The sequence below is a fragment of the Streptococcus cristatus genome, assembly GCF_003943515.1.
Lineage (GTDB): Bacteria > Bacillota > Bacilli > Lactobacillales > Streptococcaceae > Streptococcus > Streptococcus cristatus_D.
This window is the reverse complement of record NZ_RJPT01000007.1, coordinates 63,533-86,463: the sequence shown is the minus strand read 5'-3', so window position 1 is coordinate 86,463 and position 22,931 is coordinate 63,533. Positions and strand designations below refer to the sequence as shown.

At 43.1% G+C, this 22,931-nt stretch carries 19 protein-coding genes and 2 pseudogenes; 2 read left to right on the top strand and 19 right to left on the bottom strand.

Going from position 1 to position 22,931, the window contains the following annotated elements; genetic code table 11:
* Positions 1 to 45 precede the first annotated feature (45 nt).
* The 3 genes and pseudogenes from thiI to D8791_RS07405 form a co-directional block, all read right to left on the bottom strand.
* Positions 46 to 1,260 carry a tRNA uracil 4-sulfurtransferase ThiI gene (gene thiI, locus D8791_RS07415; RefSeq protein ID WP_125447067.1) on the bottom strand — a complete coding sequence of 405 codons (1,215 nt, stop codon included), beginning with the start codon at positions 1,258 to 1,260 and terminating at the stop codon, positions 46 to 48.
* A 3-nt stretch (positions 1,261 to 1,263) separates the two neighbouring features.
* Positions 1,264 to 2,406 carry a cysteine desulfurase family protein gene (locus D8791_RS07410; RefSeq protein WP_125447065.1) on the bottom strand — a complete coding sequence of 381 codons (1,143 nt, stop codon included), beginning with the start codon at positions 2,404 to 2,406 and terminating at the stop codon, positions 1,264 to 1,266.
* 120 nt (positions 2,407 to 2,526) lie between these two features.
* Positions 2,527 to 2,652: pseudogene (locus D8791_RS07405) on the bottom strand (phosphoenolpyruvate synthase regulatory protein); the annotation flags it as partial.
* On the opposite strand from D8791_RS07405, the pseudogene D8791_RS07400 reads away from it, so the two are divergent.
* Positions 2,635 to 3,006, top strand: a pseudogene (locus tag D8791_RS07400) (putative PEP-binding protein); the annotation flags it as partial. The pseudogenes D8791_RS07405 and D8791_RS07400 sit on opposite strands and share 18 nt — an antisense overlap.
* 157 nt (positions 3,007 to 3,163) lie before the next feature.
* Positions 3,164 to 3,583, top strand: a complete 420-nt coding sequence (locus D8791_RS07395; protein ID WP_125447063.1) for a DUF6556 family protein — start codon at positions 3,164 to 3,166, stop codon at positions 3,581 to 3,583.
* 156 nt (positions 3,584 to 3,739) lie between these two features.
* On the opposite strand, the gene D8791_RS07390 is transcribed toward D8791_RS07395, so the two are convergent.
* From D8791_RS07390 to D8791_RS07315, 16 genes are all read right to left on the bottom strand, one after another.
* Entirely contained in the window at positions 3,740 to 4,228 is a 489-nt protein-coding gene (locus D8791_RS07390) for a prolyl-tRNA synthetase associated domain-containing protein (protein WP_125447061.1), read from the bottom strand.
* A gap of 12 nt (positions 4,229 to 4,240) precedes the next feature.
* Positions 4,241 to 4,825 carry a uracil-DNA glycosylase family protein gene (locus tag D8791_RS07385; RefSeq protein WP_125447100.1) on the bottom strand — a complete coding sequence of 195 codons (585 nt, stop codon included), beginning with the start codon at positions 4,823 to 4,825 and terminating at the stop codon, positions 4,241 to 4,243.
* Positions 4,826 to 4,880: 55 nt separating this feature from the next.
* Positions 4,881 to 6,281, bottom strand: coding sequence for a dipeptidase PepV (pepV, locus tag D8791_RS07380; protein ID WP_125447059.1), 1,401 nt, complete (start codon positions 6,279 to 6,281; stop codon positions 4,881 to 4,883).
* Between the two features lie 75 nt (positions 6,282 to 6,356).
* Positions 6,357 to 6,962 carry a nitroreductase family protein gene (locus D8791_RS07375; RefSeq protein WP_125447057.1) on the bottom strand — a complete coding sequence of 202 codons (606 nt, stop codon included), beginning with the start codon at positions 6,960 to 6,962 and terminating at the stop codon, positions 6,357 to 6,359.
* Positions 6,963 to 7,283: 321 nt separating this feature from the next.
* Entirely contained in the window at positions 7,284 to 9,119 is a 1,836-nt protein-coding gene (gene uvrC / locus D8791_RS07370; protein ID WP_125447055.1) for an excinuclease ABC subunit UvrC, read from the bottom strand.
* A gap of 114 nt (positions 9,120 to 9,233) precedes the next feature.
* Positions 9,234 to 10,328, bottom strand: coding sequence for a ferrochelatase (hemH, locus tag D8791_RS07365; RefSeq protein ID WP_125447053.1), 1,095 nt, complete (start codon positions 10,326 to 10,328; stop codon positions 9,234 to 9,236).
* 195 nt (positions 10,329 to 10,523) lie between these two features.
* On the bottom strand, positions 10,524 to 12,968 hold the full coding sequence (locus D8791_RS07360) for a CAP domain-containing protein (RefSeq protein ID WP_125447051.1): 2,445 nt from the start codon (positions 12,966 to 12,968) through the stop codon (positions 10,524 to 10,526).
* A 231-nt stretch (positions 12,969 to 13,199) separates the two neighbouring features.
* A complete protein-coding gene (locus tag D8791_RS07355; RefSeq protein WP_125447049.1) occupies positions 13,200 to 16,496 on the bottom strand; it encodes a pneumococcal-type histidine triad protein in 3,297 nt (1,098 codons plus the stop codon).
* A gap of 8 nt (positions 16,497 to 16,504) precedes the next feature.
* The gene (locus D8791_RS07350) at positions 16,505 to 17,437 is read right to left on the bottom strand and encodes a metal ABC transporter solute-binding protein, Zn/Mn family (protein ID WP_125447047.1); all 933 of its coding nucleotides are present in this window, start codon (positions 17,435 to 17,437) and stop codon (positions 16,505 to 16,507) included.
* A 259-nt stretch (positions 17,438 to 17,696) separates the two neighbouring features.
* Positions 17,697 to 18,428 carry a tRNA (guanosine(37)-N1)-methyltransferase TrmD gene (gene trmD / locus D8791_RS07345; protein ID WP_125447045.1) on the bottom strand — a complete coding sequence of 244 codons (732 nt, stop codon included), beginning with the start codon at positions 18,426 to 18,428 and terminating at the stop codon, positions 17,697 to 17,699.
* Positions 18,418 to 18,936, bottom strand: a complete 519-nt coding sequence (rimM, locus tag D8791_RS07340; RefSeq protein WP_125447043.1) for a ribosome maturation factor RimM — start codon at positions 18,934 to 18,936, stop codon at positions 18,418 to 18,420. The genes trmD and rimM overlap by 11 nt, the downstream gene beginning before the upstream one ends.
* A gap of 94 nt (positions 18,937 to 19,030) precedes the next feature.
* Positions 19,031 to 19,393, bottom strand: coding sequence for a TIGR02328 family protein (locus D8791_RS07335; RefSeq protein WP_125447041.1), 363 nt, complete (start codon positions 19,391 to 19,393; stop codon positions 19,031 to 19,033).
* A gap of 75 nt (positions 19,394 to 19,468) precedes the next feature.
* Entirely contained in the window at positions 19,469 to 20,023 is a 555-nt protein-coding gene (locus tag D8791_RS07330) for a GNAT family N-acetyltransferase (RefSeq protein WP_125447039.1), read from the bottom strand.
* Positions 20,024 to 20,181: 158 nt separating this feature from the next.
* Positions 20,182 to 20,847, bottom strand: coding sequence for a potassium channel family protein (locus tag D8791_RS07325; RefSeq protein WP_032909706.1), 666 nt, complete (start codon positions 20,845 to 20,847; stop codon positions 20,182 to 20,184).
* A gap of 10 nt (positions 20,848 to 20,857) precedes the next feature.
* Positions 20,858 to 22,207, bottom strand: coding sequence for a TrkH family potassium uptake protein (locus tag D8791_RS07320; RefSeq protein WP_125447037.1), 1,350 nt, complete (start codon positions 22,205 to 22,207; stop codon positions 20,858 to 20,860).
* Positions 22,204 to 22,755, bottom strand: a complete 552-nt coding sequence (locus tag D8791_RS07315; protein WP_125447035.1) for a putative immunity protein — start codon at positions 22,753 to 22,755, stop codon at positions 22,204 to 22,206. Before D8791_RS07315 ends, D8791_RS07320 begins: the two co-directional genes overlap by 4 nt.
* Between the last annotated feature and the right edge of the window lie 176 nt (positions 22,756 to 22,931).

The following is a 22,931-nucleotide window of genomic DNA, read 5'->3' as shown; positions in this document are numbered from 1 at the left end:
AATATAATTTACAGATTCTTTCAGTAAAAAGCTACTTCTAAACTCCTATAACAAGTCCTCAATCAGCTCGTCAACTTCATCAGTCACTGCTTGCGGTGTGATTTCTGTAATCATGATGCCTGCGACGGCGCGTTCTACCAAACCTTCAACATCTAGGCGAGCTTCGTACTGTTCGGCATTCTTGATTTTCGGATTGGTTTTAGGTCGGTCAGGTGCAAAAATGGTACAACAATCTTCAAATGGCTGGATAGAGATTTGGAAAGTATCGATTTTTTCCGCAATCTCAATGATTTCCAGCTTATCCATCGTCACGACAGGACGAATAACCGGTGTATTGGTTACAGCGTTGATAGCCTGCATACTCTCGATGGTTTGACTTGCCACCTGACCAAGACTTTCTCCATTGATAATGACTTGACCGCCCCGCTCCTCCCTAATCCGGTCTGTAATGCGCATCATAAAGCGACGGGTCAGTGTCATCAGGTAGGCTTCAGGAGCCTTGGCTTTGATCTCCTCTTGAATCTCCGTGAAAGGAACTTCGATAAACTGGATGTTACCGCCAAATTTAGTCAGTTTTCTTGTCAAATCTTGAGCTTTTTTCAACGCACCTGGGCTAGTGTAGGGAGGACTAGCAAAGTGAACCGCCTCGATATCCACACCGCGCTTGAGAGCCAGATAGCCCGCCACTGGTGAGTCAATCCCACCAGACAGCATGAGCATGCCCTTGCCTGAAGTTCCGACTGGCAAGCCTCCAGCGCCACGAATGGTCTCATAGGAGAGATAAGCCGCTTCTTCACGAATCTCAACGCGCAGCTCAATATCCGGCGCTTTCATCTTGACCTGAACATTTGGAATGGCCTCAAAAACAGCATCTCCAAGCGTCTGATTAAGCTCGCGGCTATCCAGTTCAAAACTGTGGTCACTGCGCTTGCTGGAAATCTTAAAGGTCATGCCCTCTTGATAGACTTCCTTCATGATGGTTTGGACAGCTTCGATTAGGGCTGGTACCGATTTTTCAATTTTGTAAGACGGCGAAAAATTCTGAATTCCAAAAATCTGCTTGAGCGATTCAGCGACAGGCTGATAGTCTGTCCCGTGCAGATAGACATGGGTGCGGTCACGGTCAGCCTTGACATGGACCTGCGGATAGACTGACAAAACAGCCTGAATATTGCGTTTGAGTTTGTTGATAAAGCGCATGCGGTTCTTGCCCTTGGTAGAAAGCTCACCATAGCGCACCATAATTTCTGAATATTGCATTGTTTACCTTACTTTTCTGGTTTTTTCGTAAATAATTTTAAAAGTCGTCAAAAACTGCTCCATCTGGCTCATATCGTTGTCAACATCTAAACTGATACGGACAGCGGTCTGAGCGAGAGACTTTTCGACTCCCATAGCGATTAGCGTTCCCGCTGGCTTGCCGGCCTTGGAAGAGCAAGCGCTGGTCGTCGAGATGTAGATCTCGTAGTCTTCAAAAGCATGGACGACAACTTCCCCACGGACCCCCTTGATACCAAAGGTCAGGATATGAGGCGCAAAATCTTCCATGTCTGAGAAAATCATCACATCTGGATACTTCTGCAGCTCTTCAAGGAGAATCTTCTTCATCTGAGCCGTCCGCTGGGCAAATACTTCTTGCTTTTCCATGGACAGACGCAGAGCTTTAGCTGTCGCTGCAATACCTGCTAAATTCTCCGTTGTTGAGCGCTTGTCCGACTCCTGGCCGCCACCAGTCAAGAGGGGACTGATTTTCTTGCCAGACTTGATATAGACAAATCCCACACCGCGAAGACCGTGAAATTTATGACTGGAAAAAGTCGCAAAATCCACACGATCCGTTAGATAAGCAGCTGTCGTAATCTTCGTAACAGCCTGTACAGCGTCTACATGAAAGGAAATAGTTGGCTTATCTGCTAGCAGTTCAGATATCTTCTGAATGGGCTGAATACTGCCGATTTCATTATTGACTGCCATGATCGAGATCAGGGTGGTGTCTGGTCGAATCAGCTCCGCTAGCTTCTCTACATCAACAAAACCAGACTTATCGACTGGTGCAAAATCGACTTCAAATCCCTGACTCTGCAACCAGAGAGCTGATTCTTTAACCGCTGGATGCTCAATGTTAGATACAATGATGTGTTTGCCAAAAGGAATCTTTTCAAAAGCAACTCCCTTAAGTACCCAGTTGTCCCCTTCTGTCCCTCCAGACGTAAAAAAAATCTCCGATGAAGACTTGCCTAAAAGTTCTGCTATTTGACGGCGAGAGGCCTCTAAGAGACGGGTCGCTTGACTGCCTAAACTATGCAAGCTAGAAGGATTGCCCCAGATTTTAGAAGCCACTTCTGTATAAGTGGCCAGCGCCTCTGGATAAGGCTTGGTTGTCGCTGAATTATCTAAATAAATCATCTTTTTCCTCTGTATTTATCAGTAAAAATCAATACTCCTATTGTAACACGAAACGAGCCTAGGAACAAGAAAAGGGCGCAGTTCCTACCTGATAAATTTAGGAACTGGCCCTGAAGACGATTACTTCGCCTCGCCAATCATATCTAACTTTTTTAAATAATCTTCAATCAGGAAAGCTGTCTCTTCAATTGATTTATCTGTAATATTGATGACCTCCGTTTGATATTTTCTAAAGACTTCTTCAGCTTTGGAACCAATGACTTGACCCAGATGACTTTTGGCTTTTCAAGGGATGATATCGGAAAATTCCTCAACGACTATAAAGAGAAAAAGTTGCTCACCCAGGATCCCTTCCAAAGCCTTGACCAAGATGGTGTCGGCCAATTGATGAAATTGGCCATTGAAAAAGCTCGCCAAGTAGATCCAACCTTGTCCATCGGAGTTTGTGGCGAAGTTGGCGGTGATCCAGTTTCCATTCCTTTCTTACAAGAAATCGGAGTCACTTATGTCTCCTGCTCCCCTTATCGAGTCCCAGCAGCTCGGCTAGCTGTGGCCCAAGCTGCCCTTGACTCTGACACCAAAACAGCTCTAACATTTTGATAAAACGAACAGCTCTAAGAGGCTTATCTCTCCGCCTTTTAGAGCTGTTGTTATTTATATTTTGTGTACGTTTTCATTTGAAATTTTCAAATTTTTGGAAGACTTTTCTAAATAAAAGACGTATAATAAATTAAGAACGAAAAGGAGCGACTTTTACATGGAAAACTATTCTCGCAAAGAAAAAAATAACAGCAATTCAAATCGAAAACCGACTAGTCAGCATATTAAAACTGGCTTTTCTGCCCTACAAAAGACTATTGCTACAATTGCCAGTCTTCTTTCAATCGTCATTGCTTGCTTTACCATCATGAACCTTATGAACAACAATGACTCAAAATCAAAAACTGATACAGGCAACTCGACAACGACTACTACCATTATCAAAGAAGTAGAAAAAGAGTCAACTTCGGTCAGCTCGACTCCAACAGAAACTTCATCTGCTACTGAGACCGAAACATCCTCAAGCTCCTCAAGCGCAGAAACGAATACGAGCCATACAACTACTTCCACTGACAGCAGTTCGACAAGCCAAGACCAGCATACAACAACAGAGTCCAGCACTCAAGCATCCAACTAAAAACTCTATTCAATCTATCCAAGAAAGCCTGAATATCACTCAGGCTCTTTTCTATTGCCAGCCTTCTATTACTATTTTAGAAAAATTATTAAGCTTTCTCTAAATCTTGGAACAAAAAAACTGTGAGGTCAAGAAAACCCACAGCATTTTTAAAAATCAAAGTTCCAAAATTTGATAATCATAGCCCAGATGAGTCAAGAACTTAAAAAGATCTTGGGTGGCGAAAAAAATCGTCTTTTCATTGGTATTGGGATGGAAAGTCATGATATCCTCTGATACAATGTCCTTATCAAAATAGACCTGAATGTCTCGCTCTGGATTATTCAGAAGCCCGAAGGGCGATACCGTTCCTGGTGGCAATTCCATTTTTTCAAAGAGAGAATCAGCTGAAGCCATACGAATACGATTGGCTGAGACCAAGTCTTTAAACAAGTCCATATCTAGACTCTTTTGGTCATCCATAATCAGCAGATAATATTGAGTTTTCTTTTTATTGGTCAAAAACATGGACTTAGTCCGGACTCCTTCCATTCCTTCAATATAGCTATCTGCCTGCTCTGTCGTAAATACAGGTGGGTGCTCCACTACATCAAAGGTAATCCCCAACTCTTGCAACTTGTTAGCTACTTGTTGATAAGCATCCATAGCTTCCCTCCTTTATTGATGAATAATCTTTTGTACCAATGCTTGCAATTCTGGCACCACTTCTGCCACAAACCAAGGATTTTTCGCCATCCAGATTTGGTTGCGGGGCGATGGATGTACCAAGGGAAAAAAGTCGGGTAGGTAGTCTTGATAATGCTGGACCGTCTCGGTCAGCTTGACCGTACCTTTTTGATGCAGATAATATTTCTGAGCATACTGGCCAATCAAGATAGTCAACTCAATATCTGGTAGGAGCTCTAAAATCGGCTGATGCCATTTCTCAGCAAAGCCTTTACGAGGCGGTAAATCTCCAGACTTACCATGCCCGGGGAAATAAAAATCCATGGGCAGAACCGCAAAATATCCAGACTGATAGAAAGTTTCCTCATCAACACCCAGCCACTCTCTCAGTCGGTCACCACTCTTGTCCTTCCAGTAAAGCCCTGCCTGCTGGGTTTTCAAGCCCGGCGCTTGACCGACAATATTAATCCGAGCATTCTTAGGCGCCGCAAAGAGTGGGGTGATCCCCTGTTCTGTAAAAGCTTTATTCTGTGGGTCTGCTATAATGGCCTTGGTAATATCTTCTATTGTCTGCATCATATTTCCTCCCTTGAAAAGAAACTCACCTGGCATAGCCAAATGAGTTCTTATTTTATTTGATCAATTCGTAAATGGCTTCAGCATAAATGGCAGCCGCGCGAAAGAGATCTTCCACATCGATAAATTCATTGGCTTGGTGCATAGTATCGATATAGTCTGGGAACATCGCACCATAAGCAACACCACGTTTCAAGAGGCGTCCAAAGGTACCACCACCGATAACTTGCTCATGACCCTTCAGTCCAGTTTGTTTTTCATAAACAGCTAGCAAGGTCTGCACCAACGGATCTTCCATCGGTACATAGTGAGGAGTATGTCCATGCTCAGACAAGGTCACTTTAGTCACCGGCAACTGTTCTAAAACATTTTGAATGGCTTCTGGACTAGTTCCCTTAGGATAGCGAATATTGAGGGCAATTGTATTGTCGGCCTTGTTTTCGTCAAAACGGAAAACGCCCGCATTCATTGACAGAGCTCCCATCTTCTCATCCACATGAGCAATCTTCAAGTTCTTACCCTCATGGTCATTTAGGAGAATATTTCCAGCCACATCTAGATAATCCTTAGCAGGGCCAGCAAAGTCAAACTGCGTTAGGAATTTGGCTAAATAGGTTGCACCATTGACACCAGACTGAGGAGAAGCACCGTGCGCAGACTTACCGATAATGGTCACAGTGACTTGGCCATTAGCTAATTCTTCATAAGTAAAGTCCAGCCCATTTTCCTTAGCAAACTGCTCCAATTTATCAACTAGATTTGGCAAATAACCTGACAAGACAGCTGTACCAGACTCAGGAACCATGTTTTCCCGCAAGCCGCCAGTAAAGCTATGCAGGCGTGCTGCGCCAGCATTTTCACCAGCAAAATGCAAGTACTCTGTGATATTACCTTTTTCACCATTGATAATCGGGAACTCAGCATCTGGTGAGAAGCCGAAATCAGGCTCAGGCAGGCCTACATGAGCAAAGTAATACTCCATGTCTTTCCAGCCAGACTCTTCATCTGTCCCCACCACAAAGCGCACGCGCTTAGAAACCGGCAAGCCCAATTCTTTGATGATTTTCAAACCGTAGTAACATGCCATAGTTGGTCCCTTGTCATCACTAGAACCACGAGCATAGAGACGGCCATCCTTAATCGTCGGTGTATAAGGGTCTGTATCCCAACCACTTCCAGCAGGTACCACATCCATATGGGCAAAGATACCCAGTTCTTCTTCTCCTTGACCAAAAGTAAAGTGACCAGCATAATTGTCCACATTTTGAGTCGGGTAACCATCACGTTCAGCAATTTCCAAGAACTTATGCAAGGCCTTTACAGGACCAGGTCCAAAAGGATGCTCCTTGTCTGCCTTAGAATCATCCCGCTCTGAATTAATTTCTAAAAGGCAGAACAAGTCTGCCAACAGAGCTTCTCTACGTTTTTCAACTTCTGCTTTAAAATCAATTGTCATTTTCTCACCTCTATAAAACACTTCGATTTAAAGTATGTTTTAAAAATTAAATCGCGATTTCTATTTTTTACTTTATTAACGCTTTTCGATAATCTCGTCAACTGGTAAACGATAGCTAGGTTCTAGCTTGTCGTCTGTATAACCAACGGTAATCAAGAGTTCCGGACGGAAACGCTCATCAATCTCCAAAACTTCGTTGACTTTTGATTTATCAAAGCCTAGGATGATATTTGAGCCAATACCTTGGTCAGTCAAGGCCAAAACAAGGTTCATAGCTACTAAGCCAGCATTAAGGGCCAAATAATCACTCTTTTGTTGGTCATTATAGCGAGCAAACTCAGCTGGCAAATTTTGCATATAAAATTGAAGCTGTTCATCAGAAAAATTTCTTACCCCAGCGACACGCGCGATCTTGCGTGCCCGCTTAGCCAAATCCGTATCTGTAAAGAGGGCAATTGTCACTGGAGCTCCCTTGATTTGATCTTGGTTGGAGCCAAAAGCAATGCCCGATAGGGCTTCGTTTCGCTCACGCACCACCACGAACTTCCAAGGCTGACTATTATGAGCACTTGGTGCCAAGGTCGCAATCTCAATAGCTGTACGGACATCCTTAGGATCTACCGGTTTGTCATTGAAATGCTTAGTCGCATGACGCTTTTTGTTTAATTCAAGAAATTTCATAATTGGTTTCCTTTTCTAATTTCTGTTACTCTTATTTTACCACAAATTGAAAGAGCTTGCAGAGGTTTTTCATGAAGTTGTATAGCCTTATTTTTCTATTCCAGTGTCAACGAAACCATACTGACCTAAACTTCCATAAATTTATCTTCAAATTGTGTCATGTAATCATCCTATTTCATAAAATCTTTACGCAAGAAAGCAAATTTTTTCAACTTCAGACTGATTTGACTTTTCTAAAGAAATCATAATTGACTCTCCATTCTGGTTCACTTCTTTCCTATTATACTACAAAAGACCGTTTTCACGGTCTTAGTTTATATATTAACTATCCAATTCTGCTAAGGGCTCCGCCACTTCTAACAAAGGTCGGGATGGCTCTGTTTGATTGAGTTTTGCCTGCACAGCTTCTGCCACCGCTCGCGGTACGCCCACTTCGACGATTTCATCGACACTGGCTTCTTTAATCTTGGTCAGTGATTTGAAATGCTTCATGAGATTTTGCTTACGTTTTGGCCCCAAACCTTCGATACCATCAAGTTGCGATGAGAAAGAATTCTTAGATCGAAGCTGGCGGTGGAAGGTAATAGCAAAGCGGTGAACCTCATCTTGGATGCGTTGGAGGAGGAAAAATTCCTGCGAATTACGGGACAGTTCTACGACTCGAAGAGGATCACCAAAGAGCAATTCATGGGTCTGGTGCTTGTCATTTTTTTGAAGTCCAGCGATAGGAATATCAAGCCCCAACTGGTTCTGGATAACGTCTTTAGCGATATTGACCTGGCCTTGTCCACCGTCAATGACAATCAGATCTGGTGGCGTCAGCCCGTCACGTATCACCCGACTATAGCGACGCTTGATAACTTCTCGCATACTGGCGTAGTCGTCTGGCCCTACCACGGTCTTGATCTTATATTTGCGGTAATCCTTCTTGCTAGGTTTACCATTGACAAAGACGACCATAGCCGATACGGGACTGGTCCCCATGATATTGGAGTTATCGAAAGACTCAATCCGAACGGGTGTCGGAATATTGAGGAGCTTCCCTAAATTTTCTATAGCGCCCTGCGTTTTCTCAACGGATTTCTCCAAAAGGTCAAATTTTTGCTGGAGGCTGACCCGAGCATTCTTAATAGCCAGATTGACCAACTGCTTCTTCTCGCCTCGCTGAGGCTTGACTACTTTGGTATCCACAACGGCCCGGACAGCTTCTTCATCAATGTCTGCTGGAATCAAGATTTCATTGGGCTTGAGATGGGATTTTTCTTGGTAAAACTGGCCAATATAGGTCAGGAAATCTTCGTCGGGATCATTGTAATAAGGGAAAAGATTGACATCACGCTCAATCAGCTTACCCTGGCGCACAAAGAAGACCTGCACGCACATCCAACCCTTGTCCACATAATAGCCAAAGACATCACGATTCTGCAAATCTTTAGCCATGACCCTCTGCTTGGTGCGCAAGGTGCCAATAGCCTGAATCAGGTCGCGGTATTCAGCCGCCCGTTCAAACTCCATGGCTGCAGCTGTTTTATTCATCTTATCACGTAGCTCATCAATAATCTTGTCGTCCTGACCCTTGAGAAAGTCCGACACTTCCTGAGCCATATTCTTGAAATACTGGCTATCCCGCTTGCAAATCGTATGGGCTTCGCATTGCCCCAAGTGATAATAAAAACAGACTTTTGCAGGTGGATTGGTACATTTTTTGAATGTAAAAATGCGATCGAGCAGGCGCTTGATTTCATTGGCCGCACCAACATCTGGATATGGACCAAAATAAAGTCCACCGTCCTTTTTGACTTGGCGCGTGATAATTAGACGCGGATAAATCTCGTTGGTAATCTTAATAAAAGGATAGGACTTATCGTCCTTGAGCATGATATTGTACTTGGGCTTATTTTCCTTGATTAGATTGATTTCTAGGAGGAGAGCCTCAATATTAGACTCAGTAACAATAAACTCAAAATCCTCAATCTCGGAAACCAGCGCTTCCGTCTTGGTATCATGGTTGCCACGGAAATAAGAACGGACCCGATTGCGCAGATTCTTGGCTTTGCCGACATAGATAATGGCTCCATTTTTATCCTTGTGAATGTAACAGCCAGGACTGGTCGGCAACAGTTCCAGCTTGGATTGGATTAGCTTGTTTGTAGACATATTTCTCCAAAACCCTATCTTTTCAATAGAAATTTTTCAATTTCCTAGAACATGCACTTTCCTAACAATTCATGATCATTGCTCGTTACAAATGTTTATTTCTAGGCTATAGACTTACTTTGTTTCTCGCGCTCTTTTTTCTAACATTTTCTTTATGAAATAAGGCATTTTGACATTTTCTCTGCCCTTTTTCTCTATCAACTTTTTGACAAATTCAGGCATTTGAAGTTCTTCCGTTTCGCTTAAGATTTGATTACTTTCTTCTGAAGGGGCCAATTCGTCAAAGGTTGTTTCTTCTGGATGCATGTATCGAAGCTCTTCTGTTTCATGCTGACGAATAGTCGCTAATAATGCAGCGATCAAACGGGAGTCTATGTTAGGCATTGGTGGACGATGATAAGCGACACCGAGTTCTTGGCACAATTCCTGACACTCCACGTCATTATCAAACAGCACCTCGATATGTTCGCTGATGAAACTGATTGGGACAAAGATATAATGTTGCGGATGGTTCGTTTGATCTCGGAGATATTCTAAAACATCTGGCTTGATCCACGGCAATCCAATATCGCTTTCGCTCTGCCAGGTATTGGTATACTCAGATGGAGCAAGGCCCAGCCGATGTGCAATCAACTGTGAGTTTTCAATAATCTGATCAATATATGGATCTTCAAAATCAAGTGCTAAAACTGGCACACTGTGAGCTGAGAAAATGACCTTAAAACTTTCATCTTTGACTTGCGTTTGCAAGATTTTCCTGATTTCTTCCTCCCAAAAGCGAAGCAAGTCCTCAGCCTGATACCATTCTTTGATAATATGGAATTTAATTGTCTGGCTCGTAATAAATTTTTCATACCCCATGACAGAGTAAAAAGAATAATGCGGTTCTAAAATCAAGCAGATACATTCCTCAATCCCGTCATTCTCCATCTGCTTAATAACATCTGGAATAAAGGGGCGAGAAAATTTATTAGCAAAATAGACAGCATACTCTCCCTTTAAAGCTTCTTTCACCAGCTCAACTTCTGCCCGTGTGATGCGTTGCAGGGGACTGCCACCAATACGCTGATAATTATCATGAAGGTGCTGAATCTCCTGATCAGTAGGCCGCACACCACGACGGATATTCGTGAAAAATTCTGCAATATCCTCAAAAGTATAGCCCTCTGGCGATCCAAAGGTCATCATTAGAATAGCTTTTTTAGTCATAAGTTCCTCTTTTTGTATAAAATCCTCTGCTATTATAACATGATATCCCCTGAAAAGCAGATAAAAGGAGTGCTTTCTAGCTAAATTTAAGAATTATTTGAGTCTCAAAAAATTTTCTTCTTAAATTTGTTTCAATCAAACTAATTAGCCAATAAAAAATGAAGTGAGATGTAACACTCACTTCACTATTATATACTATAAAGTTTTTCTGCGGCGATGTTTCACTGCACCTGCGAGAAGAGCTGCACCGAGAGTCATTCCAAGGAAGGCTAACTGTTCCGCTTCCGTTCCTGTATTAGGAAGGACAACTGACTGGCTAGGCGAAGCTTTAGGAGTTGCTGGAGCATTAGTATTATTATCAGTTTTTGGCTGAGCTTGAGTAGATACGTTAGCCAATGTTTCAACCGATGCATCCTTCTCATCTTGAGAAACTGAATTTGCATTCGAAGTCAGAACCGTTTGACTACCTGCACCTGCTGCTGCAAAATTAAGTCCACCATTTGCTTGATAAGTAGTTGTAGTGGCAGATACTAGGGCTTGGCGCACTTCTTTTGGAAGAAGGTCTAGCAAATAATTGTAATTTGCTAGCAATTCATTGTAGACTGTTTGCAAATCAACTAATTTTGCATTCTCAGTCTCAGCAACAGCCTGCTTAGCCTTCAAGTCAGCTTCTGCTGCAGCCAAGTCTTGCTTAGCTTTTTCCAATTGTTGTGGAGCTGTTTTGAGATCTGAAACTTTCTTCTGAGCCGCTGCTACACGATTTTGAGCAGCGACCAATTCAGCTTTAGCCGCTTCTAGTGCCTTATTCTTGTTCTCCTCAGCCGTCTTCAAAGCTGCGAGCTGATTCTTAGCCTCTACTAAGGTTGCCTGAGCTTTTTGCAATTTAGCCTGATATGGAGAAAGGGCAGACGCGATTCTTGCTGTTGCTGACTTCAAAGCAGCTTTTTTATCTGACAAGTTTTGTTGAGTCAGAGCTAAGGCTTTCTCAGCAGCTTCAAGATTCTGTTTAGCTTTTACAACAGCAGCCGCACGATCTTTCTGTGCCTTGTATGAATCTGTCAACTGATTGTTTAAAAGATTCAGGCTAGACTCTTGACTAACTTTTTGCGCTTGTAACTCTGCCAAGCGATTCTTCAAGGCTGTCACATTGGCACTTGAAGCAGCCCCACGACTGCCGCCGCTGCGGAGAAGTTTCTCCATCGCCTCAACGGTTAGCAATGTGCCATTATTAACTCTTTGATTGAAATTCCGAACATTATGGAATCCAACTTCTGAAGTTCCGTATGGAGTTCCAAACTGATTTGGATGAGTGTCATATGCTGCAGAAATAGCATTGGCCTTGTTATCCATCATTTGGACATAGTGACCGATTTGCGCAAAGACGTTAGGCCCTACCTTCATATAAATATCATTGGCATCCAGTTGTCTTTCATCAGTTGGCAAGCCGTATTGAGCAGCAATCTTCTGATACAAGGCTTTTTCACTATGCCAGAAATTAACCGCACCTTGAGGATCGAAGCTAATAGCTACGTTTTCATTGCCAATCAGCTTGCCCATGTGCCAATTTTCCTTCTCAAAGTACAAGGTCTGAATTTGGCTGGCAACATTAGCATATGGATCCACCAAAAGCTCTGGGAGACCCGCATTACGACGGTAAGCATTGATAGCCTTAACCAATTCCAAAGCCTGCAAGTTATTTTCCAAGCTGGCTGGGCTAGATGGATCTGAACCAACCGTGATCTTAAATTCATTCTGACCACGTTTGTAAAGAGCTAAAGCATCAGCTGCAGCATTTCTTACGGCTTCATTATTCGAATTATCTCGAATATTCTCTAAAAATTGCGAATAGGTCGTATTTCGTAAATCAACCGGTGCTGTACTTGCATTTTTCTGTTCATGCACCAACTCTGTATTTGTTGCAGCAATCAATTGCTTGGTCTGCTCTAAGTTAGCTTGAGTTTGATTGATTTTATTTTGGATTTCTGCTTGATTTTGCGGTGCAACACTTGCTGCTTGTTCCGCTTTTGCTAGTTCATTTTTAGCATGATCCACAGCTGTCTGAGCTTGATTTTCCTGATTTTTAGCAGTTTCTACAACTGCAGTTTCTGCTTGAACTGGTTCTTTGGCTTTGTTTAGTTCAGATTCTGCCACATCCACCAATGATTGTTGACCAGCAATTGTATTTTCTTGGTCTTTAACTGCCTGACTTGCTTCCTGGACTGCAGTTTCTGCTTCTTTGACAGTTTCTGATTTTGCTGTTACTTCTTCTTCAGCTTTTTTTACATTGGTCTCTGCTTGAGAAATGTTTTCTTCAGTTGCTGCCTTTTCATTTTCAGTAGCTGTAGCCACTTTCTCTTGAGCCTCTGAAACTACTGTTTTGGCTCCTTCAAGGTCTGCTTCAGCTTTCTTAGTTTGCTCTTGTTGCTGATTTACATTTTTCTTGGCAGCATCCGCTTTTTCCTTCGCTTCTGCTACATCCGCTGTTGTAATTGGTTTCTCGGTAACTGCTGTTGCCTTTGGTTTCGTAGCAGTTGACTCAACAAGTTCATCCGCTTTTACCTGATGGCTGAGCGCACCAGAAATAATCGTTGTCGCTGCAATGCCTGTTGCTACAACAGATTTACCAATTTTCTTGTCCATAGACATCTCCTTCTAATAGCACATGTATCATTTTACAATCAGTCCTATGCTATAATACTAACATAAAATGACTGGTTAAACCAGTCAAAACCATATCATTTAAATAGAAATTCTATTACAATTTTATGACAAAAATCGAACTCTCTATCCTAATAAAGTAGAAATAGAGCGGATTTAAAGCATTTTTCGCCTCTTCCGCTCCTTATTTCCATTTATTTAGAAAAAATTTCTTTACTGCTTATTTGCTTCTGATGTCACTTGACTTTCAGCCTCTTTTTCTGAAGGAACTGCTGCATTCGCTTCTTCTACTTTAGGAGTAGCTGGTGAGCTTGACTCTTCCACTGATTCTTCAGGAGACTCACTAGTTTTTTCTTCCTTAGTCTCCTCAGCCGGACTAGCCTCCATCTCAGTTTTAGCCTCAGTAGGAGCTTGCTTGTTGGCTTGAAGCTGATTAAAGAACGCTTCTGTTTCGGTTAGCAGAGCTGCTTTGTCCTCATTAGGATCAGATAATTTATCAAATAGAGCATCTACCTTGGCAAATTGCTCATCTGTCCCCTGTTGTTCCTCAAGCATCTTGTGGGCGGACATTAGCAAATTGTAAATTTTAAGATAGGTCTCTTTATCCTTGAGCGCTGCAGATGCTTGCTGTTCTTTTAAGGTTTCAACGATTTGAGCCAAGAGCGTTTTCGTTTCTGCTAAGATTGTTTCTCTATCTTTGCGTGCTTCTTGCAAATCAGTTCGAAGTGCTGCGAGTTGCTTTTGATAATTTTCTTGCAGAGTCGAATCCGTTACTTTTTCCAAAAGTTCTTGACCTTTTTGGAAGAGAGCTTGGAGAGTTTCTTCTGAGATTTCCTCTGTAGGCTGCGGTGCAAATTCTCCGTACAATTCTTTTAAGAAACCATAGATAGCCGTCTTATAACTGTGATCGTCCAGCTTTTCGGTATCCAGAACCGTTTTATCCTTGGCTGAAGCTGCCTCGCCACTTGCCAGAGCCTTATCAACTTCGAGCTTGGTTTGATAGAGTTCCAAGAAAAGAGCTTTCAAGTCGACCGCTTCGATAAAGGCCTGAGATTTATAAAGCTTAAGCGTCAAATCAGCAACTCTCTTACGAAGTTCTGGCTGCAAACGAGCATCATCAACTGCGAGATAGAAAGCTTTGAGATACTCAACAGAGGTCACTCCTGTACGGTCTTGATAATCTTGCAGACTTGCCAATAGCTGCTCAATCTCAGCCATCTTAGCTTCATTTTTTTCTACCTTAGCTGTCTGCAATTCACCGAGCAAGTTGGTTTTATTCACATTGTAGCTGTCTGTTTCCAAACGTTTGATCTTGTCAACCAATTCTTGATATTTTTTATCAACTTCGGTCAGCTCTTCCGTTTTCGCTTTTTCATCAACATGAATGTAGTGCTTATCAAATTGATCCAGGCTTGCCAGATAGCCCTCTGTTGAGTTGCTTGGCAATTGCTTCATGGTTTCTACAAAATTACCGAGAGCTAGCTCGATTCGACGCTGCATGAGCAAGTCTTTAGCATAAATGGTTCGGCTAGCTGCCAAGAGGGCATCTACCTTTTCAAGAACAGCCTTTTCATCATAGCCTCCTTCTTGATAAGCTGATTGTAAGGCTGGAATTTTATTCTTCAAGCCCAGATTCAATCCTTTGGATTGGACACGAATGTAGTGGTTGTGATCGCCATGCGGAATGACAAACTGACCATTTTCCACCTGAATACTGTACGGAGACAGACCTGAACGCAGGGCTGTTGTATAAAGCTCGTTTAGGAAGTCCAGCTCTGGATTTCCAGTTTCTAGAGGAATCCGAACGTGCTCTTTTCGAACAGCGTATGGATGGATATGTGTCGGATCGTAGTCTTGATCTGGATTATTAAAGACAAAGAAACCTTTTGAAATCTTGATTGCTTCACGCGGTACGCCATAAGTCTTAGAAATATAAGCGATTTTCTCTTCGTCACTGGCGTCACGAGAAAAACGGTCATATTCTGTGCTGACTTGACTAGACTGGCTTGAATCTTTGTGCTTAGCCAGGTTGGCTTCTGCCGCTGCAATCTGATCTTTGGTCAAATCTTTTTTGAAGAAATAATGTGCATGGCCGCCGTGTTGGACAACGTAACCTTCCTCATCTTTTGAGATGACATGTTCAGCATGGAAACCATGGTCGTGCTCGTCTTTATCAGCTGGTTTGGCTGGCTGACTTGGATTCGCTGGTTGACTAGGCTGGCTTGGTGTACTTGCAGCAGCCTTAGGATAAGTCTTCTGACCAGCAACAGGAATGTTCCGAGCTATTTCTTCTTCTAGAGCAGACAGTTTGCTATAAGGGATAAAGTGGTAGTGATTTCCATGCGGAATGGCCACTCCTTCTGCGGTCCGTCTAACGATTTTGCTTGGATCAAAGACAAGACCATCTTTTTCAACATAGCGTTTTTCTTTTGGTGTACGGTAGAGTTTCTCAAGTAAGGTTTGGTAACTTGATGGTGCATCTTCTGCTTTTTCAGCTGGTTTGGTTCCGTGCCCAGCATCCGCTTGGGCAGGTTTGGACGGTTGAGCTGGCTTAGCAGTCTGTCCCTTATCAGCTTGATGCGCTGGCTTAGTCGCAGTTCCTGCATGTTGATTTTCCGATGCTTTAGCTGTAGGAGCAGAAGCTTCTCCTCCTGTATTAGGATTTTCAGCTGGAGTAGCTGCTTGCTTGCCTCGCTGCAAGGAATCCCAGTAGGCTTGGGCAGCTGCTAACTCACCTGGCGACAGATCACTTTTAGGAATATAATGCATATGACCACCATGTGGCACAAGGAATCCATCTCCTGTATCCGAAATCACATCAGATGGACTGAAAACATAGCCGTCATCTGTTGTATAAGCGCCATTGCTCCGACTCGATGCAGTGCCTTCTGCTTGATAGGTTCTCTTTCCTGCAGCATAAGCGGCACTTGGACGACTGAAATCTTGCGTTTTTCTGCTAACAGTTTGACTCGATTTAGCTTCTAAACCGCCTTCGCCTTCTTCCTTGCTAGGATGAATCTGTCTTTGCCGTGCGATTTCATCAACTGAACGAACATTGCTGGTTTCTTTGGCATTTGTCAGATATAGGTAATATTTGCCTGCAACCTTGATAATATAGCCATCTTTCACTTGGTTGACAATATCTGATTCCTGCAATTGATAATTTGGATCCCGCATAATCAACTCTTCACTAAGAATTGCATCAAAGGGAACCTTGCCATTATAGTAATGATAGTGATCACCATGTGAAGTCACATAGCCTTGATCCGTAATCTTGACAACGATCTGCTCAGCAGTAATGCCTTCTTTGGCCTGAATTTGCTCAGGTGTCAATTTCTCGGCTTTTTGAGATTTATTGTCCTGCTTATTTGTAGATTTCTTTTCTACATAAGCCACTCGATTTGTTGCTTGTTCTTGTGGCTTATCTGCTTGATACTGCATGATCGCATAACCGCACACACCTAGTGTAGCTAGTACCGCAACTGAACTAATAATATATTTCTTTTTCATATACCACCTCAATGTTTTAATTCTTTCGCTAAAATTTCTAAATTATCTTCTAAATTTTCAAGATAAGTCTTATCATTTTCAGGATCTGCTTCGAGAGGATTTAGCACCTTTAGGTTGACTCCTGTCGCCTTCTTTAAGGTTTCAGCCAACTTAGAAGAAGCATTGCTCTCGACAAAAATCGTCTTGACTTTATAGGTCTTGATAAAGTCTTGTATCTCCGTCAACTGCCTTGGACTAGGCTCTTGGTCTGGCGAAATCCCTGAAATCCCTAGTTGCTTGAGACCGAAACGTTTGGCTAGATAAGAAAAGGCCGTATGCTGGGTCACGAAAGTTTTTTCATCTAGCCCACTAAAGACTCCTTGGTATTTTTGGCTCAGGGCCTTTGCCTTCTCTGCAAATTTTTGAGCATTTTTCTGATAAGTATCCGCATTTTTACTATCTAGCTTGGACAATGCTTGAGCGATGAGTTGTGCTTCTTCTGCCACTTTTTCAGGATCCAGCCAAGTATGTGGATCATAGAGGGTCTTTTCATCAATCCCTTCCTCAGCAGACACTTCTTCTAAGCCAGCCACCTTGTCCAACTGCATCCCGTTGCTAGCTTCTACGACCGCTACTTTGGACTTTTGTAAACTAGGATCCAGACTACCAGCCCAAGACTCCAAAGTCCGCGAATGATACACAAAGATATCTGCTTCATAAATAGCCGCTACATCACTGGCTGATGGCTCAAATTCATGAATTCCTGCGCCTGACTGAATCATCCGTACATCGTTCAAATCTCCTGAGACTTCTTTGACCATCGAATAAATCGGGTAAAAACTCGTGACAATATTGAGCCCGCGTTTGCTGCCAGCACCACTTGCTTCCTTTTTGCTACAAGAAGCAAGGCCAAGCCCCAGTAAGACTAGACTTAAAGCTATCAAAACTCTTTTGATTTTCATTTCAACTCCTTAACCAGTTTAGCAATCATTCAAAGAAATAACTATTTTCAAAACATTCTTTACCAAGAATTGCTTTCAAAAATAGCCTCTTTTGTTAACTGGTTTATTAACTAGTTAAGATAATACTCCTTTTTATTTTTTCTGTCAAGAAGGAAGTTTGAATTTTTTCAAAAATTTTCCAGACTTTCATCCAAATAAAAAAGCCACAAACGTGGCTTTGAGTAATCGATATCTAAATTTTGCTACTTGATAGAAAGAACTAATGTTCACTATCACTACTATTGGCTCGAATTTCTTCCAACATTTTGGCTTCTTCGGCTGTACATTCATAGTTTTCCAGCAAGTCGGGACGACGCTCATAGGTTTTTTTCAGACTTTCATAAAGACGCCACTTGCGGATATTTTCGTGGTGGCCACTCATGAGAACTTCCGGAACAACCATGCCCCGATAGTCATAAGGACGAGTGTACTGAGGATACTCCAATAGTCCAGACGAAAAGCTGTCATCCGTGTGACTGACTTCCTTCCCAATAACCTCTGGAATTAGGCGAACTGTCGCATCAATCATGGTCATAGCCGCCAATTCTCCTCCGGTCAGGACATAGTCACCTAGCGAAATCTCGTCCGTCACCAAGGTCTTGATCCGCTCATCATAACCTTCATAGTGACCGCAGATGAAGATGAGCTCCTCTTCCTTAGCCAGCTCCTCAGCATAGGCTTGGTCAAAAGTCCGTCCAGCAGGATCCAGCAAAATTACGCGCGGCTGCTTCTTTTCAATAGCATCATAGGCATCAAAAATAGGCTGAGCCCGCAGCAACATGCCCTGACCGCCACCATAAGGCTCATCATCCACATGCCGAGATTTTTCCGCATTTTCTCGAAAATTATGGTAGTTGATTTCCAAGAGGCCTTTTTCTCTAGCCTTGCCCACAATCGAGTGCTCCAAGGGCGCAAACATCTCCGGAAAGAGGGTCAAAATATCAATCTTCATCGTCCAGTCCTTCCGGTATCTCTACATCAACCCGACCTTGCTCGATGTCAATACCTAGCACCACTGGCGGAATGTAAGGCAGTAGCAAATCACGCTTACCTTTACGTTTGACCACCCAGACATCATTGGCTCCTGGCTGGAGAATCTCCTTAATCGTACCTAGCAGAACATCATTTTCATAGACTTCAAGGCCAATGATTTCATGGTAGTAAAACTCCCCATCTTCCAAATCAGCCAAGTCTTCTTCGGCTACTTTCAGACTAAAGTCACGAAATTTCTCGATGTCATTGATATGATACATCCCCTTAAACTTGATAATATCAAAGTTCTTGGCCTTGCGGTGGCTGGCAATCTCCACATCCATAACAAACTGGTCTTTCTTATCGAAAAGGGCCAGTTTATTACCTTTTTTAAAACGCTCTTCCGCAAAATCTGTCACCGACAAAACCCGCATCTCCCCTTGCAAACCTTGGGCATTGACGATTTTCCCAACATTAAAATAATTCATTTTTACTCCAGTTAATCTTTTTACTATTCGTTTTATTGTATCATTTTGCTGGCTTTTTCTCAAGGCAGGCAGCTGGCTCAGACAGCGGAAAAGCTTATAAGTCAATGCCTTTTTCTTTGAGATTTTGCAGGCATTCTTCATAGTAAGCCGCGTCATGCTCGGGGTAAATAGGGCTTGCCACAGCCATTTCTTCCAGATGCACATAGGCTGGACAAGTCTTGCCACGATAGTCCCGCTCCAGCCACTCTGGGGACACACGATAACCTCGCTTGCTCATCTCCTCCATAATCAGCTCATGGTAGCGATAAAGCAAGTAAGGAGAGTGGGTAAAAACATAGTCAACGGTCGCATGTTTCTTGCCCCAGCCATTGCCACGAAGAGCGCAGCATTCCCGATGCTGGCCAAGCAGCTGCGGACGGGGAAGCTTGGAAATCAGTGCTTGATGCCAGAGTCTCATTTTAACCTCCATATAGTAAAAACAAAGCAATCTTTTATTGCTCCAAATCGCCATTGAGCTCCAGAGAACTTCCATTTAATAATCGCTGAAACGTCTATGTTTGATTTCAAAGTCGAAATAATTCTCCTCTTGAAGTCGGTGGAAAATGTCTCTGTAGGCTTCTTCGTCAAAAGAATCCCCTCGATACAGAATTTCAAAGCTAAGATCCTCATATTCCAGAAAGGCATTGGCTGAACGGAAGCCCTTGCTGTGATAAAAATCCCAGCGAGCTTGACGCTGCTCCAGATTGTCACATGGCTCATCTAGACGCTCGATTTCTAAAATCATGGTTCGCTGATAGAAATTGACCAGCTTTTCAATGATTTCACCGCCATAGCCATGGCTGCGCAGGTGAGGCATAATTGCAAAGAAACTAACATAAAAGGCTTGATCGTTGGAAATGGCAAAGGCAAAACCAACAAACTCCTTTTCATGATAAAAGGCGAAAAAATTAGCATCTTCCTGATCCTCATATCGTAAAAATTCACTGAGCGGTATCCTTTCCTCTTCTGGGAAAGCTTCATTATTCAAGGCTTCTACCTTATCCAAATCTGGAAAATCTGCTGTAATGATCTGGCTGGTTAAGCTCATAAAATCACTCCTTTTCTAGTGATAGTATAACAAATTTTACCAAAGGGTTCAAAAAAGAGCCCTAGAAGAGCTCTTATGTAATTATTTTTCTGAAATGATGGTAAGGTGCCGAGTTCCTAAGAACTACTGATAGTTGGTCCCGATTGGACTCCCAGCCGCTACTTTACTATTTCACGTAAATTATCCAAATGTTGGTTATCCGTCACAGCCATAATGCTGACTCCTGCTGGCCAGACAAAGTCTGGAGTAAACTGACTTTCCAAGGGCTGATTCTTTGTTAGACGATAGCCGATAATATTGAGATGATACAGCCTACGAGCGTCTACATCACGAACTGTTTTCCCGACCCAGCTAGCAGGCAGCTCAAACTCAGCCACCACTACATCGTCATCCAGCTGGAAAACCTCAATCGAATGGTTAAAGAGGATGGTCTTGGCCAATGAAATACCAGCCTCCACTTCTGGCAGGATAACCAAATCAGCTCCCACCTTTTCCAGTACCTGCTGGGTCACTTCATCCTTGACCTTGGCAATGACATTTTTTACGCCCAATGCCTTACAATGCATGACCGCTAGAACACTGGATTCCAGACTTTCTCCAGTCGCCACGACGACCGTATCACAGGAACCAACGTCTGCCGCCTCCAAAAGCTCCATATCAGTAATGTCCCCGATTACACCGACGGCAATCATGTCTTCATACTGATTGATTGTCTCTTCGTGATTATCAATCGCAATGATTTCTACATCTTGAGAAATCAAGGCCTCAATGATACTCTGTCCAAAAATCCCCAAGCCAAGGATTCCAACTGTTTGATTTGCCATTTCTTTTCTCCTATCCAATCATAATGTCCGCCTTGCTGTAGTGCAAGGTAGTCGCCTTCTTCGGTTGATAATGGCTCAGACTGACCATGAGAGTCAGTGGCCCCACCCGTCCAATAAACATCAGCAGCATAATCACAATCATACCAGCTGTATTGAGGCTAGTAGTGATATTGGCCGTCACACCAACTGTAGCCAGTGCCGAAACAGTCTCAAATATCAGGTAAATAAACCGATGACTGCTATCGGTCACTAGCCCAAGAGCCAAAAGACCAAGCAGAAATGTCAGCTGAAAAATCACTGTCACACCAAAAGCCTTCTGCACTAGCTGAGGAGCCAGCGTTCTCCGACCAAGATTGGTATGTGGCAAGCTCAAAATCTCCTTACGAGCGAAAAGCAAAAGAACTAAGAAGGTGGTAATTTTCAGACCGCCCGCTGTACCACCCGGAGCCCCTCCTAAAAACATCTGGAGCAGATAGATAAACAGGGTTACTGGACGAGCAGCCGTATAATCGATGGAAGCAAAGCCAGCTGTCCTCATGCTGACTGTCTGGAAAAAGCTGACCAGTAGCTTATCGCCAAAGGAAAGATTGCCAATCGTTCCAGGATTATTATACTCCGTCCAGAGACTCGTGACCGTCCCAAAAACGAGAAGACCAGCAGTCAGCAGCAAGACTACCTTGGTATGAAAGTGAAGCCCCTTCTGTTTTCCTCCCAATTTAGTCGCCAAGTCAAACCAGACCATAAAGCCAAGTCCTCCAGTAATAATGAGGAGAGCCAAGGTGATATTGACCAAAACATCTGTCTGCAAGCCTAGTAGGCTATCATTACCAAAATTATCGAAGCCCGCATTACAAAATGCAGAAACGGCTAAAAAGATAGAATTAAAAATCCCTTTTCTCAGACCAAACTTAGGAATGAAGCGAATCATGAGAAGGAGCGCACCCAGTCCTTCGATAGTAAAAGTCGTGATAAAAATCGAACGGACAAATTGACCTAAGGTACGATTGTGACCATAACTAAAACTATCCCGCAGAATACGGCGATCCTTGAGGCTGAGCTTTTTCCGACTTTCCATGGTGAAAAAACCGATAAAGGTCAGGATGCCCAAGCCACCAATCTGAATCAGTAACATGCAAAGGAGCTGCCCCCAGACATTGTATGTATCCACAACCGATCGAGTAAAAAGCCCTGTCACACAGACCATCGAGACAGCTGTAAAAAGATGATCCAGATAGCCCGCTTGGGAACTAGCCGTCTGCACCCAAGGCAGACTGAGTAGCAAGGAGCCACAGAATATCACCAGAAGAAAAGACAAGATAATCTTTTGCGCTGGTGACAAGCGTGAAAATAAATGCTTCATAAAGTTTCCTTTCCTGAGCTAATAAAAGCAGAGGCTAGCTCTATCTGCCATTCTCTTTCCTTGCCAGCCCGCTGCAAATCATCCGGACTCCGCAAGTTTCTGACTTTGATGGCATAATCCGCTGCGACAATAGCATGGCCCCGCATGTGGCCTGTTGCGACTGCTTGGGCAAAGACACGCGCAGCATATTTACCGATTTGTGATTGGGCTTGCTGCGACAGTTTGTTAGCCAAGAAACCAGCCTGCCTTAGTTCATAGGCAGATGCCCTCCCATCAAGTCGAGCCTGAAAAACCTCTCTTACCTGAGTCAAAATCTTCTGCTTTTCAAACTCATCTTCCATATCTATCAGAGCTATAAAGCTTGACGCCATTTTCATAGCCCATCGAGCCAGTTGCCCCTGAGGAAGCTGCTCCAAAACAAGCTCCAATTCCAATCTCTTCTCACCATCATCCAGAATTTTTAGCTTATAAGGGCTCGGTAAAATCACTTGATCATTCTCATAAGACTTGCGCTCATGAGCATTCCAAGCATAATCTTCTGACTTCATATGTCCTCCGGTTTCGAATTTCTCTAAACTCGCCCCTGCATTTCGTTTTTATCTTAAATGAAGTACCTAGTTCTCGCGAAGCTCGAACTGCATCAAAGGCCCTAAATTCAACTACGCCTAACGGCTTGTTTCATTAAGGGCCATAGAAAAAGCGGGACACATGGCCCCGCTGCTTC